Genomic DNA, 14,648 nt, shown 5'->3' on the forward strand with positions numbered 1-14,648 from the left:
GCCGAATCCGATCGGTAAGGTGTTCGTATGACTACCGGGGTACGCCGCAGAATGGGCGTCGAGGAGCGACGGCAGCAGCTGATCGGCGTCGCCCTCGACCTCTTCAGCCGACGCTCGCCCGACGAGGTCTCCATCGACGAGATAGCGTCGGCCGCGGGCATCTCCCGTCCGCTGGTCTACCACTACTTCCCCGGCAAACTCAGCCTGTACGAGGCCGCGTTGAAGCGGGCCTCGGACGATCTCGCGTCCCGGTTCGTGGAGCCGCACGAGGGGCCGCGGGGGGCCCGGCTGCTGCGGGTGATGCGCCGCTTCTTCGACTTCGTCGACGAGCACGGACCCGGCTTCGCGGCGCTGATGCGGGGCGGCCCGGCGGTCGGCTCGTCCACCACGAACGCGCTCATCAACTCCGTACGGCAGGCCGCGTACGACCAGATCCTTGCGCAGCTGGGCATCGAGGACCCGCCCGCGCGGCTGGAACTGGTCGTCCGCTCCTGGATCTCGCTCGCCGAGTCGACGGCGCTGATCTGGCTGGACGGCCGGCGCATCCCGCGCGAGGAGCTGGAGGTCCAGCTCGTGCACGACTTCGCCGCGCTGGCCGCCGTCAGCGCCGCCCACGACGAGGAGATGGCGGCGCTGCTGCGCCGCATGCTCCAGGACGAGCCGGCCGACGGCCTGTTCAGCGACCTGGCCGCCCGGCTGATCGCGCTGGCGTCCTAGCGGTCCCGGACTGGTACTCGGCCCTGCGACAACCGGCCTAGTACTCGGCCTTGCGATAGGACGGGTCGAGGTCGCGGACCTCGGCGGAGACGTGCATGCGGTAGCCGTCCTCCGGCTGGACGAACTTGCGCAGCAGTTCCACCGCCGCCTCGGTCAGCTCCGCCTTCGTCTCGTCGGTGCGCCCGGCGAGCAGGCCGATCGAGACGTGCACGAGGCCGTGGCCCTCGATGTCGTCACCGACCGCCACGTCCTCACCGCGCACGACCTGCGTCTTGCACGCCTCGATACGGGCGGCGGCCTTCTCGACGACCAGCTGGTTCAGCGCGGCGGCGAACCCCTCCCAGTCGACGTCGTCGCGCCCGGTACGGGTGACGAGGATCTGCGGCATGGGCACTCCTGTTCTACGGCGGCAACAGGTCTCACCCTAGTCGCAGTGCCAGCATCGCGATGTCGTCCTCCCGGTCCTGGCCGAAGCAGCCGAGCAGGGTGTCGCACAGGGCGGCCGGCGCCGGTGGGGCCGCGGCGGCGGCCGTGCGCAGTTGTTCCATCGATACGGCGAGGTCGATGCCGCGGGTCTCGATCAGGCCGTCGGTTACCATCAGCAGGCGATCGGTGGGGGCCAGGGAGATCTCGGTGGGCTCCGGCCGGTTCAGGCCGAGGCCCAGCAGCGGGCCGCGCACCTTCACGTACTCGGCCTCGCCGCCCTCGCGCACGATGAGCGGCGGGATGTGCCCCGCGTTGGCGATCCGGGCGCGCCCGGTGGCGGGGTCGGCGAGGACCAGGCAGACCGTCGCCGTGACCTCGGGGTGGTAGTGCGTGAGCATCCGGTCGAGCCGCTCGGCCAGCTCCCGCGGGTCGCCGTCCTCCACGCAGTAGGCGCGCAGCGCGTGCCGGATCTCGACCATCACGGTGGCCGCCTCCAGCGAGTGCCCGACGACGTCCCCGACCGCGGTGAGCACACCGCTCGGGGTGCGCAGCGCGGCGTAGAAGTCCCCGCCGATCTCGGTCTCCCGGGACGCGGGCACGTACCGCACGACCAGGTCCACGCCCGGCAGCCGGGGCAGCCGGTGCGGCTCGGGCAGGAAGCTGCGCTGGAGGGTGAGCGCGATGTGCCGCTCCGCCTGGTACATGAGCAGCGGCTCGGCGGCGAAGGCGGTGGCCTGGGCGAGCCGGAGCAGCGACGCGGTGTCCCGCGGGGTGCGGCGCGCCGGGGTGGCGACGCACACCGGGGTGTGCCCCTCCTTGGTGAACGCCAGCACCAGCCGGGCGTCGTCCTGCCGCCCGGGACGGAAGAACCCGGCGGGCCACAGCGGGGCGGGCACGACCGTGCTGTGCACCCGGGTGCGCCCCTTGGCGATCCGGGAGACGAGCCGTACGACCGCCTCGTGCGCGCTCGCGTCCGGCATCATGAGCCGGCTGCGGGAGGTGCCGGTTGCCGTGTCGCCGTCCGGGCCGAGCACGAAGACGACGGCGTCGGTGCCGGTGAGCCGGGCCGCGCCCTCGGCAGCCGCGTCGGCCAGCTCCCGCGGACAACGGGCCGCCTGCACGGTGACGATCGCCTCGGACAGCAGGGTCAGCCGGTGCGCGAGCAGTTCGAAGTCACCGCGCCGACGCGCCCCGCGCACGGCGGCCCGGACGACGGCCTGGATCTCCTGGGGTTCGGCCGGCACGGTCAGATAGGCGTCGCCGCCCGCGTCCAGGCCCATGCACCGGTCGTGCGGGCCGACGGCCGCGGCGGAGAAGTGGACGACGGGCAGGGTGGCCGTGGAGGGACGGGCCCGGACCTGGCGGCACAGCTCGAAGCCGCTCATGTCGGGCAGCCCGACGTCCACGAGGGCCACGTCGGGCAGCGCGCCCTCCTGCAGCCGCGCGTCCAGCTCGACGAGCGCCTCCCCGCCGCTCGCCACGGGCACCACGCGATGCCCGGCGCGCCGCAGCACGGCGCCCATGGCGTACCGGTTGGCCGCCACGTCGTCCACGACCATGACGGTCGTCGGGCCGGGCCCGTCGTCGTAACCGTTCATCTCCGGCCGCTCTCATGGCGTGGAAAACGGGGTGGAGCGGACCCCGCAGGGGGCCCGCTCCACCCAACTTAGTGCGATGTCAGCCGATTCGGGAGAAGACCGCGACAGTGCGCCCCGGAACGGCGAAGGTCCCGGTTTCCTTCTCGTACGACGACGTCCTGACGATAGGATCCGCGCCCTTCTCCTGCACCTGGTGCAACGCGTAACCCTTCCCGGCCAGTTGCGTCACCCGCTGCTCCTGCCGCTCGGGCGTCGCGTTGAACACGATCACGAGGTCGCCGAGCGTCATGGTGATCACGCCGGGCGTCTCGTCCGTGCCGGACAGCGGGAAGGCGAGCTTCGACTGCACCTGCTCGGCCGAGTCGAGCGAGAACACACCCTCCGTCGACCGGATCCGCAGCAGGTCCCGGTAGGCGGCCGAGGCCCCGTCGATCTGCTCGCAACCGACCTTCACCGTGCTCAACAGCGGTGTGGCGTACGGCCACTTGGACTGGTTGTCGGCGGCCATGGGCAGCCCGCGCCCGAAGCCGTTGCCGTCGGCGCAGTTCCAGTGGATGGCGTTGAACCAGTCGCCGCTGTCGTAGGAGTTGCGGTCCAGCGACTTGGAGCGCAGCAGGTCGGTGCCCGCCTGGGAGAGCGCCGGGCCCTGCGAGAGGGTGGCGGTGGCCATGGCGAGGACCTGCATCCGGGCCCGGTCGTCCGCGCTCGCCGTGGCGGGCAGCTTTAAGGCGAGGGCGTCGAACAGGGACTCGTTGTCGTGCGCGTCGGCGTAGGCGAGGGCGTCGCCGGGCGCCTCCGCGTATCCGGCGGGCTGGCCGTTGTAGTCGACCTCGGCGCCCTTGACCTGCTTGCCGCTGGTGTCGGTGAACCGGTAGTTCGCGAGGTTGCCGGACAGACCGACCTTGATCAGGTCCTGGTAGTGCAGCAGACGGGCCTTCTGCTCCGCCTCGGTGCCGTTGTTCTCGGAGGAGTTGGGCTCGTTGTAGAGGCCGGACGCGAAGCCCTGGACACCCGGGTCCTCGTCGAAGGGCCCGCCGCCGCGGACCGCGTCCCGGGCCCGGTCGGAGAAGGTCGCGATGCCCGTCCCCGCCATGTTCTTCTGCGTGGCCTGGGTGAAGCGGGCGTCGTCGGCGACCTCGCCGAAGTTCCAGCCCTCGCCGTACAGGATGATCTTCTTGCCGTCGACGCCGTCCTTCTCCAGGGTCAGCGCGTCGAGGGCCTCGCGGACGGCGAGGATGTTGGCCTTCGGGTGGTGGCCCATGAGGTCGAAGCGGAAGCCGTCGACCTTGTACTCCTTGGCCCAGGTGACGATCGAGTCGACGACCAGCTTGCCCATCATGGCGTTCTCGGTGGCCGTGTTGGCGCAGCAGGTGCTGTTGGCGACCGAGCCGTCGGCGAGGAGCCGCTGGTAGTAGCCGGGCACGATCCGGTCCAGGACGCTCGTCGCGGCCTGGCCGCTGGCGGCGGTGTGGTTGTAGACGACGTCCATGACGACCCGCAGGCCGTCCTCGTTGAGCGCCTTGACCATCTTGCGGAACTCGACGTTACGGGTGGTGTCGTCCGGGTCGGTGGAGTACGAGCCCTCGGGGACCGTGTAGTGGTACGGGTCGTAGCCCCAGTTGTAGGCGTCCTTCGCGGCGATCTTCTGGACGCACTCCTGCTGCTTGTCGGAGTCGGCCGCGAAGGAGGCCAGGTCGCAGTCCGTCGTCGCCTGGTCGGCCTTCTTCTCGGGGATCGTGGCGATGTCGAACGCGGGCAGCAGATGGACGTACGACGTCCCCGCCTCGGCCAGCTTGCGCAGGTGCCTGGAGCCGTCGCTGAGCTTGTCGGTGAAGGCGAGGTAGGTGCCCTTGTGGGCGGCCGTCCCGTCCTCGACCGAGAAGTCCCGGACGTGCAGCTCCTGGATCTGCGCGTCCTTCAGCGGCACCGCCTTCGGCTTGGTGTACGTCGACCAGCCCGCCGGGGCCAGGGACTTGTCGGCGAGGTCGACGACGAGGCTGCGCTCGGAGTCGGCGGTCAGGGCGAGGGAGTAGGGGTCGGTGACCTTGTTGGTGACGACCTGGCGGACGCTGGGCGCCCACACCTTCACGACGTACCGGTAGGGCTTGCCCTTCCAGGAGGCCGGGCCGGTGACGGACCAGACGCCGGTGCGGGCGTCGCGCTTCATGGCGACGGTGGAGTCGCCGAGCTCCAGCTTCACCGACTGCGCGGTCGGCGCCCAGACGGACAGCGTCGGACGGCCCTTGGCGAACGTCGGCCCGAGGTCGGCCTTCGTCGCGTCGTAGAGGTCGTCGAGCACGCCGCCGATCTGCACGCCGGTCGCGGCGAGCACCGCGCCGTTGGCCGCGCGCTGGGAGGCGACGACCTGGCCGCGCAGGGCCTCACGGACCCGCTCGCGGTCGCGCGGGTCTACGGTCCAGGCGGTGTACGACTTCAGGTGCGGGAACCGCGCCTTCTGGGCGTCGGTGAGCGACGTCTTCGACAGCCGGAGCCACCGCTGGTCGGCGCCGGTCAGGGTGCCGTTCTCGACGGCGATCGATCCGGTGCGCGAGGAGAGCAGCTGGGTGGAGGCGGCCGCGTCCGAGCCGTTCCAGGCGACCGTGTTCCGGTCGATCCAGACCGCCTTGGAGGTGGTCAGGTCGAGCGCGGCGGCACTGCCCGCGGGCTGCGGCAGCAGGTACTTCTCCTGGCCGTTCAACAGCCACACCTCATGCCCGTTGGCCGTGAGGTCCAGCGACTGGTCGGCGGGGAGATCCTTCTCGTCGCCCTTGTGCAGGATGTAGCTGAGGCTGGTGGCACCGTCGGTGAGCGGTACCTCGAAGACCGCACCATAGCTGTCAGTCTTCACCGGCTTCAGGGGGTTCGACCACTCGGTGGGGTTCGCGGCACCCGTCCAGACGTGCAGACCCCAGCCGTCGTAGGTGCCGTCCGCGCGGTGGTAGTGCAGTACGGCCTTGGACTTGTCCTGCGCCGGGTACTCGGGCCGCTCGGTCCTCACCTCCTCCTTGCCCTGCTCGATCCAGATCTCACCGGACTTGGTGACATCGATCGTGCGGTCGATGGAGACGTCCTTGTTGCCGTCCTTGTCGATGACCAGGAAGCCCACGTTCGAGGCGCCGGGCTTGAGCTTGACGTAGGCGAAGGCGCCGTAGGCGTCCCGGCCGACGAACGGGTGGCTGTCGGGCCAATTGGTGGACTCGCCGTCGGCGAGGTCGCCCCAGGCGTACAGGCCCCAGTTCGCGTAGTCGCCGTCCGTGCGCTTGTAGTGGACGATCGCGTAGTCCCGGGAGGAGGCGGTGGGCGTCTCCTCGGCGGGCGGGGTGCCGGTGGTGCTCTGCGCGAGGGCGCTCGCGGTGCGGCCCGCGGAGTCAACCACGACCGCCTTGTAGCGCAGGGCGGTTCCGGCCGGTACGTCCGCGCCGACGACCTGCGTGACCTTGTACGGGGCGTGGTCGGCGGAGCCGAGGGTGCGCCACTTGCCGTTGCCGACCTGGGCGGCGAAGACGACGCGGTTGAGCCGGCCGCCGTCGACGTCGGCGGCGATCTCGACCGTCCCGGTGGCCCCGGCGGCCGGGGCCTTCAGGGTGATCGTGGGCTTGGCGGCGGGGGCGGGGAGCTTGCCGTCGGCCTTGAGGACGATCGCGGAACCGGCCGGGACGGTGACGGTGATCTTCTTGTCGGCGTCGGAGGTCACGGCGGTGCCGGTGCCGTAGACGCCCTTGAAGCGCATGCCCGCGGAACCGGTCGCGAAGGTGGCCGACTTCGCCTCGGAGGCGTTGTTGAAGGCGACGACGTACTCGGTCTTCGTCCGGGCGTCGGTGCGGGAGAAGGCGTAGACGCCGGCGCCGTCGGCCGCGTAGCGCTCGGTCTGGACGCCGTCCGCCAGGGCCGGGTGGGCCTTGCGGAGCTTGGAGAGCGCGCTGATCTGCCGGTAGAGCGGTGCGCTCGGGTCGTAGGCGTCGCTCGCGTGGGTGCGGTCGGTGCCGATCTGGTCGTCGTCCAGGTAGTCGGCGGTCTTGGAGGCGAACAGGGTCTGGCGGGCGTCCTTGTCGCCGCCGGCGCCGGTGTAGCCCTGCTCGTCGCCGTAGTAGACGACCGGGTTGCCGCGGCTGAGGAACATCAGCTCGTTGGCGAGCCGGTCCTTGGCGAGCAGTTCCGCGTCCGTGGCCTTGGGGTTGTCCTGCTTCAGGAAGTACCCGATCCGGCCCATGTCGTGGTTGCCGAGGAAGGTGACCTGCTCGTACGCGTTGGCCTTGTCGGTCGTGTACTTGTAGTCATCGGCGAACAGGGACGCGAGCCGCTGCGCGCTGCCGCCCTGGGAGGCGTACTGCCGGGCCGCCTCCTGGAAGGGGAAGTCGAGCGTGGCGTCGAGGCGGCCCTGGGTGACGTACGGGGACGTGATGCTCGTGTCGGCGGAGTACACCTCGCCGAACATGAAGAAGTCGTCCCGGCCCTGCCGGGCCGCGTACTCGTCGAGGGCGGTCGCCCACTGGGTCCAGAACTCCAGGTTCACGTGCTTGACGGTGTCGACGCGGAAGCCGTCGATGTCGAAGTCCCTGACCCAGCGCTGGTAGATCTTCTCCATCCCGCGCACGACCTCGGGACGCTCGGTCCACAGGTCGTCCAGGCCGGAGAAGTCGCCCTGTTCCGAGCTCTCACCGGCGAAGGTGGAGTCGCCCCGGTTGTGGTACATCGTCGGGTCGTTGAGCCACGACGGGACCTTGTCGGTCGTGGTCGTCCTCGGCGTGCGCGGGAAGGAGTCGGCGTCGACCTCGGGGAAGTCGCGCGTGCCGTCCGCGTAGTCGGCGTCGTCGAAGGGCTCGCCGTCCTTGGTCAGGTACGGGAAGGCGCCCTTGGAGAGGTAGTCGTAGGACTTCTCCTCGTAGTCGACGACGTCCGCGGTGTGGTTGGTGATGACGTCGAAGTAGACCTTCATGCCCTTGGCGTGCGCCTTGGAGATGAGGTTCTCCAGGTCCTGGTTGGTCCCGAAGTGCGGGTCGACCTGGGTGAAGTCGGTGATCCAGTAACCGTGGTAGCCGGCCGAGGCGTTGTTCCCCGTGCCCTGGACGGGCCGGTTCTTGAAGATCGGGGCCATCCAGATGGAGGTGGTGCCGAGGCCCTTGATGTAGTCGAGCTTCCGGGTCAGGCCCTTGAGGTCGCCGCCCTGGTAGAAGCCCTTGTCGGTGGGGTCGTAACCGGTGCTCAGGCGCGAGCCGGTCAGTCCGCCCTCGTCGTTGCCCCGGTCGCCGTTGGCGAAGCGGTCCGGGAGCACGAAGTAGAACTGCTCGCGGGTGGCCTCGTGGCGGGCGGGTTCGGCCGCGAGCCGGGCGTCGGACGGGGGCGCGGGCGGGGTCTCGGCCCGCGCCGCGAGCGGCTGGACGAGCGCCGCGGCCAACGCGGTCACGGTGACCGCGGCGACCCGTCCGGCCTGCGCGGTGCGGCGCCTGGGCGGCGCCGGCCATCTAGGTATCACTGACGTGAACTCCTTGCGATACGGCTCTGTTGGGTCCGACCCCGCGCGACCGTATCGCCGCCGTAAGCGTTACAGCAAGAGTCCTGAAATGATCGGTAAGAACTTTCAGCCGCTGAGGCCGGTCCGCCTCAGCAGCTCGACTTGCCCGCGTAGATCGCCAGCGCGGTGTTGGAGCCGAGCGTGGCCGAGAACTGACCACTGGAGTTCACGGTCACCGTGGTGTTGTTCTGCACGTTGCAGTACGTGCCGGCCGGGAGCGAGGTCTGGTAGGTGCGGGTCAGACTGCCCGACTCGTGGTTGATGGCGACGTAGCCCTTGGAGCCGCGGCCGAAGGCGATGGCGTCGGCGCCGTTGTCCCACCAGTTGGTGACGGCCTGCCCGCGGGTGGCGTTGCGGAAGGCGACCATGCGCATGATCTCGGGCCACTTGTGCTGGCACTTCCAGCCGTCCTGCCAACAGGCGTTGACGGTACCGCCGTTGGGCGGCCCGGCGTCGATGTCGGACCACTCGTAGGCGGAGTTGATGTCCGGGGCGCCGTAGGGGTAGGCGAGCATGAAGACGTTGGCCAGCGTGTAGTTGGCGCCGTCCTTGTAGTTGAGCGTGGAGCCGTTGCGCTCGGTGTCGTGGTTGTCGACGAAGACACCGGAGACGGAACTGCTCATGTAGCCCCAGCCCTCGCCGTAGTTCTTCAGGTAGGCGAGGTTCTCGTTGTTGAAGACGCGCTTGAGGTCGTAGGCGTAGCGGAACTCCTGGACGTCGCCGTTGCCCGTGTACTCGGTGGGCTGGACGGCCTCGCCGCTGCCGTAGATGGCCTCCTGCTTCCAGTACACGCCCGGGTTGGTCAGCCGGGACTTGATGTTGGCGAGGTCGGCGGCCGGGATGTGCTTGGCCGCGTCGATGCGGAAGCCGTCGACGCCGAGGGAGAGCAGGTCGTTCATGTACCCGGCGATGGCGCCGCGGACGTAGGACTCACCGGTGTCGAGGTCGGCGAGACCGACGAGTTCGCAGTTCTGGACGTTGGCGCGGTCCGCGTAGTTGGTGATCTGCGCGGTGCAGTTGTCGAAGTCGAAGGAGGAGTACAGGCCGGGGTAGTTGTACTTCGTGTACGACGATCCGCCCGTCCCGGTGCCGCTGCCCGCGGACATGTGGTTGATGACGGTGTCGACGACGACCTTCACCCCGGCCGCGTGGCAGGTGCTGACCATGTTCTGGAAGGCCGTACGGTCGCCGAGCCGGCCGGCGATCCGGTAGCTGACCGGCTGGTACGAGGTCCACCACTGCGCGCCCTGGATGTGCTCGGCGGGCGGGGAGACCTGGACGTAGCCGTAACCGGCGGGGCCGAGGGTGTTGGTGCACTCCTTGGCGACGGAGGCGAACTTCCACTCGAACATCACGGCGGTGACGTCCTTGGTGCCCGGTGGGGAGGCCTGGGCGGTGCCGGCGGGGGCCAGGACGGCCGCCGCGGCGGCGACCGCGGTGGCGGTCGCTGTCCATCTCGATATCACGTGGGGGCTCCTTGCTCGACGGCCGGGCGTCTTTGCCCGGCGCCGGCGTGAACGTACCGCTGACGAAAGGTTTACAGCAAGGGGCTTGAAACTCACAGCAAGAACTTTCACCGGTTGTCTTGACGTGCCCTTCTCAACTGCCGCACGCTCACGGCTTGTTGAATCCCTTACCTCAGTTTCCGGAGCCGCACATGACCGACAGACACCACCCCCCGGGTGTCCTGCGCCGGGCCGCCACAGCCGCGGCGGCGGGTGCGCTCGCATTGGCGGGTGTGATCGGCCTGCCCGCCTCCCCCGCGCAGGCCGACGCCACGACCTCCGGCGATGTGATCGCCAACCTCTGGTCCTACAACTGGGACTCGGTGGCCTCCGAGTGCGCGGACGTGCTCGGGCCCAACGGGTACGGCGCGGTGTGGGTGGCCCCGCCCGCCGAGTCGCTGAAGCAGACCGACTACTACTGGTGGGACGTCTACCAGCCCTACTCGTACGAACTCAGCGGCCGCTTCGGGACGGCGGCCGACTTCGCCTCCATGGTGGACGCCTGCCATGACGCGGGCGTGAAGGTGTATACGGACGCGGTGATCAACCACACCGCGGCCCAGACCGGCACGGGCTACAACGGCACGACGATCAGCAACAAGTACGACACCCCCGACTGGGACCCGGACGACTTCCACACCTCAGCCGAGTGCGCCGACTCCGACCTGATCATCGACGACTGGTCGAACCTCACGGAGATCCAGAACTGCGAACTGCTGGGCCTGCCGGACCTGGAGACGGAGGACGACGACGTCCGCTCCGGCATCGCCGCCTACCTGAACAAGCAGCTCGCGCTCGGTGTGGACGGCTTCCGGATCGACGCGGCCAAGCACATGCCGGTGGCCGACCTGAACGCGATCCGGGCGAAGCTGGCCCACACGACGGCGGGCGCGGAGCCGTACGTCTTCCAGGAGGTGTACCCGGGTTCGACCCCGGCGGCGTCGGACTACTACGCGGCCGGTGACGTCCTGGACTTCGCCTACGCGAGCAAGCTGAAGTCGTCGTTCCAGGGCAATGTGAGCGACCTGGAGTCGCTGCCGTCGTCCGGCGTGCTGCCCCCCGCCAACTCGGTGTCCTTCGTGACGAACCACGACACCGAGCGCAACGGCCTGCACATGTCGTACAAGGACGGGGACACCTACCGGCTGGCGAACATCTTCCAGCTCGCCTACAAGTGGTCCACGCCGACGGTGTACTCGGGCTTCGAGTTCTCCTCCTCCGACCAGGCGCCGCCGAACTCGAACGGCTTCGTCACGGACACGAACTGCGCCGGCGGCTGGTACTGCCTCCAGCGGGACACCGCGATCACCGGCATGGTGAAGTGGCACAACGCGGTCGGCTCGGAGTCGGTGGCCAACTGGTCCACCAAGTCGTCGAACGTCATCGGCTTCAGCCGGGGCACGGCGGGCTTCATCGCCCTGAACAACGGCTCGTCTGCGGCGACGTACACCTTCGCCACCGGCATGGCGGACGGCACGTACGCGAACGTCGTCGACAACGGCGCGACGACGGTCACGGTGTCGGACGGCAACGCGAGCCTCACCATCCCGGCGAAGAGCGCTATCGCCTTCTACGACGGCGAGTTCATCCCCTGCGACACCGCCTGCGAGGAGCCGGACGACGGCACCTCCATGGTGACGGCGACCTTCAACGCGTACGCGGCGACGACGGCCGGACAGGACGTGTACGTGGTCGGCTCGATCGCGGCGCTGGGCGGCTGGGACACCGCGAAGGCGGTGAAGCTGTCGTCCTCCGGCTACCCGCTGTGGTCGGGTGCGGTGAGCGTGCCGGTGAACACGTCGTTCGAGTTCAAGTACCTCAAGAAGGACAGCGCCGGCAACGTCACCTGGGAGTCGAACGCCAACAGACCCGCCTCCACGACCACTTCGGCGGTCGGGTTCACCAACTCCTGGAACGTGGCGAGCGCCAACGCCACCGACGTCACCTTCAACGTCACGGCCACGACCGACTGGGGCACCGACGTCTACGTGGTCGGCTCCATCGCGTCCCTCGGCTCCTGGAACACGGCCGACGCGATCCCCTTGTCATCTGCTTCCTACCCGACCTGGAGCAAACTGGCGATCGTCCCGAAGAGTACGACCTTCGCGTACAAGTTCATCAAGAAGGACAGCTCAGGGACCGTCACCTGGGAATCCGGCACGAACCGCTCGTACACCACGGGCAGCTCCTCGGGCTACAGCACGACCGACACCTGGAAGTGACACCGCCCTGACCTGCCCCGTAGAGGCCGCTCGTTCAACGGGCGGCCTCTTCGATCTCGGCCAGCAGGGTGCGGACTTCCCGGATGCGGGGGTGCTCCGGGTGCAGAGACCGCTCGCAGTCGCTCAGCGCCCGGCGCGCCGCCGCTTCCGCCTCGCCTCGGCGTGCCAGGCCGTGCAGCGCCTCGGCCGTGACGAGGTCCAGGCTCCCGCTCTGTCCCCGTTTCCGGGGCGGGGTGATGCGGCGCGCCTCGGTGAGCGCCTCTTCGTACCGTCCCTGGCCGTTCAGGCTGCGCACCAGGCCGCAGTGCAGGGAGGCGATCGCGCTGGCGTCGGCGCGCGGGAGGTTGCCGCGGGCGATGGCCTCGGCCTCCTCGTACCGGCCCTGCCCGCACAGCACTCCGGTCAGGTTGGAGAGCACGGACAGCTCGATGTTCCACACCTCCGCCAGATACTTGAGCCGGTTCAGGTCGCGCAGGATGGCGAGCCCTTCCGCCTCGGCGTCGGTGAAGCGCTCCTCCTGCGAGAGGACCACCATGCGGTTGTTGCGCACCAGCATCTGGAGTTGCCGCTCCCGCGGCCCGGTCTCCTCGCGCAGCTCCGCGGCGAGGGATTCCAGTTCGGCGAGCACCCGCGCCCCGCGCCCGTGCTCGCACGCCGCGGCCGTCGCCAGGGCTCTGGCCTGCCACTCCAGCAGGCGGCGCCGGTCGCTCCCGCGCACCCGCGCCGCCTCCGCCGCCAGCTCCCTCGCCTCGGCTTCGAGCTCCTCGTACGCGCCTTCCTCCCAGAGCCGGTCGAGGCGCTCCAAGGCGGCGGTCTCCCGTGCGCGGTTCCGGATCATCCGTGCGATTTTCACGAGCCGAGAGACTACGTGAACGGAACAGGGCCCGTTGCCTGTTGAGGCAACGGGCCCTGGGCCGGCGGGACGGGGTCAGGCCGTCGTCCACCAGGCGGTCGTGTCCGACGGGAGCTTGGCGTCGCCGTCGACCTCTGCCACCTCACCGCTCGCGAGGAGCAGGCGGCCGTAGGCCGGGGTCGTCACCGATTCGCCGGTGGTGTTGGCGACGCAGACGAACTCGCCGCGGCGGAAGGCCAGGACGCCCTCGGGGGCCTTGAGCCACTCCACCGTGTCACCGGCGCCCAGGTCGCGCTCGGCGCGGCGGACGGCGAGGGCGGTGCGGTACAGCTCCAGGGTCGACTCCGGGTCGCCCGTCTGGGCCTCCACGCTCAGGTCCGCCCAGGTCGCGGGCTGCGGGAGCCAGCTTCCGCCGCTGCCGAAGCCGTAGGACGTGCCCTCGCGGGTCCACGGGATCGGGACCCGGCAGCCGTCGCGGAAGCCGTCCTGGCCCTCGCCGCGGAAGTAGGCCGGGTCCTGGCGAACCTCGTCGGGCAGGTCGACCACGTCCGGGAGGCCCAGTTCCTCGCCCTGGTAGACGTACGCCGAGCCCGGCAGCGCCAGCATCAGCAGGGTGGCCGCCCGCGCCCGGCGCAGGCCCAGCTCGCGGTCGCCCGCCGTGCGGATCTGGGTGCCCAGGCCGGGCGGGTTCGCGAAGCGCGTGGCATGCCGGGTCACGTCGTGGTTGGACAGCACCCAGGTCGCGGGGGCGCCCACCGGGCGCATCGCCTCCAGCGTGCGGTCGATGACCGTGCGCAGCTCCGCCGCGTCCCACTCCGTGCCCAGGTACTGGAAGTTGAAGGCCTGGTGCAGCTCGTCGGGGCGGACGTAGTTCGCCGTGCGCTCGACGGTCGGGGTCCACGCCTCGGCCACGAAGATGCGCTCGCCCGCGTACTCGTCGAGGATCGTCCGCCACTGACGGTAGATCGCGTGCACACCGTCCTGGTCGAAGAACGGCATGACATCGTTGCCCAGCAGCTTGAGCTGATCGTGGGCCCCGAGGTCGGGCAGTCCGTCGGCCTTGACCAGGCCGTGGGCCACGTCGATGCGGAAGCCGTCGACGCCCATGTCCAGCCAGAACCGCAGGATTGAGCGGAACTCGTCGCCCACGGCCGGGTGTTCCCAGTTGAAGTCGGGCTGCTCCGGGGCGAAGAGGTGCAGGTACCACTCGCCGTCCGCGACCCGGGTCCAGGCGGGACCGCCGAAGATCGACTCCCAGTCGTTGGGCGGGAGTTCGCCGTTCTCGCCCTTGCCGGGGCGGAAGTGGTAGCGGTCGCGCAGCGGGGAGCCCGCCCCGTCCGCGATGGCCCGCTTGAACCACTCGTGCTGGTCGGAGGAGTGGTTCGGGACCAGGTCGACGATGATCCTCAGGCCCAGCCCGTGGGCGTCCCGGATCAGCGCGTCCGCGTCGAGCAGGTTGCCGAACATGGGGTCGACGGCCCGGTAGTCGGCGACGTCGTAGCCGGCGTCGGCCTGCGGCGAGGCGTAGAAGGGGCTCAGCCACACGGCGTCCACGCCGAGGTCGCGCAGGTACGGGAGTCGGGAGCGTACGCCTTCCAGGTCACCCATGCCGTCGCCGTTGCTGTCGGCGAAGCTGCGCGGGTAGACCTGGTAGATCACCGCGTCCCGCCACCAGTCGCTGCGCTTGGCATTGGCGGGGTTCGGGGCCGGGGCAATGGCGGAGTGCTGCTGGCTCATGGCGTCCTTGGTGCGTAATGGAGTCATCAGGTCGGATGAGTGACGAGGCGGTCGCGGTGACAGCGGGGTCGGATGGCC

At 69.9% G+C, this 14,648-nt stretch carries 8 protein-coding genes; 2 read left to right on the forward strand and 6 right to left on the reverse strand.

What is annotated here, in order from left to right; all coding sequences use genetic code 11:
- Nucleotides 1-27: 27 nt before the first annotated feature.
- Nucleotides 28-717, forward strand: coding sequence for a TetR/AcrR family transcriptional regulator (locus AC068Z_RS27645; RefSeq protein ID WP_478561096.1), 690 nt, complete (start codon nt 28-30; stop codon nt 715-717).
- 37 nt (nt 718-754) lie between these two features.
- Here the strand turns inward: AC068Z_RS27645 and AC068Z_RS27650 are convergent, their stop codons facing one another.
- From AC068Z_RS27650 to AC068Z_RS27665, 4 genes are all read right to left on the reverse strand, one after another.
- Complete coding sequence (locus tag AC068Z_RS27650; protein WP_478561099.1) at nt 755-1,105, reverse strand: 5-carboxymethyl-2-hydroxymuconate Delta-isomerase; 351 nt, start codon at nt 1,103-1,105, stop codon at nt 755-757.
- Between the two features lie 31 nt (nt 1,106-1,136).
- On the reverse strand, nt 1,137-2,741 hold the full coding sequence (locus tag AC068Z_RS27655; RefSeq protein WP_478561102.1) for a SpoIIE family protein phosphatase: 1,605 nt from the start codon (nt 2,739-2,741) through the stop codon (nt 1,137-1,139).
- 79 nt (nt 2,742-2,820) lie between these two features.
- Entirely contained in the window at nt 2,821-8,214 is a 5,394-nt protein-coding gene (gene pulA, locus AC068Z_RS27660) for a pullulanase-type alpha-1,6-glucosidase (RefSeq protein WP_478561105.1), read from the reverse strand.
- Between the two features lie 128 nt (nt 8,215-8,342).
- Nucleotides 8,343-9,719, reverse strand: coding sequence for an alpha-amylase (locus tag AC068Z_RS27665; RefSeq protein WP_478561108.1), 1,377 nt, complete (start codon nt 9,717-9,719; stop codon nt 8,343-8,345).
- Between the two features lie 191 nt (nt 9,720-9,910).
- On the opposite strand from AC068Z_RS27665, the gene AC068Z_RS27670 reads away from it, so the two are divergent.
- Entirely contained in the window at nt 9,911-11,980 is a 2,070-nt protein-coding gene (locus AC068Z_RS27670; RefSeq protein WP_478561111.1) for a carbohydrate-binding module family 20 domain-containing protein, read from the forward strand.
- Nucleotides 11,981-12,014: 34 nt separating this feature from the next.
- Here AC068Z_RS27670 and AC068Z_RS27675 read toward each other — a convergent pair whose 3' ends face one another.
- Entirely contained in the window at nt 12,015-12,818 is an 804-nt protein-coding gene (locus AC068Z_RS27675; protein ID WP_478561114.1) for a tetratricopeptide repeat protein, read from the reverse strand.
- Nucleotides 12,819-12,908: 90 nt separating this feature from the next.
- Complete coding sequence (locus AC068Z_RS27680) at nt 12,909-14,570, reverse strand: glycoside hydrolase family 13 protein (RefSeq protein ID WP_478561117.1); 1,662 nt, start codon at nt 14,568-14,570, stop codon at nt 12,909-12,911.
- Between the last annotated feature and the right edge of the window lie 78 nt (nt 14,571-14,648).

The organism is Streptomyces sp. NPDC043726 (assembly GCF_056436565.1).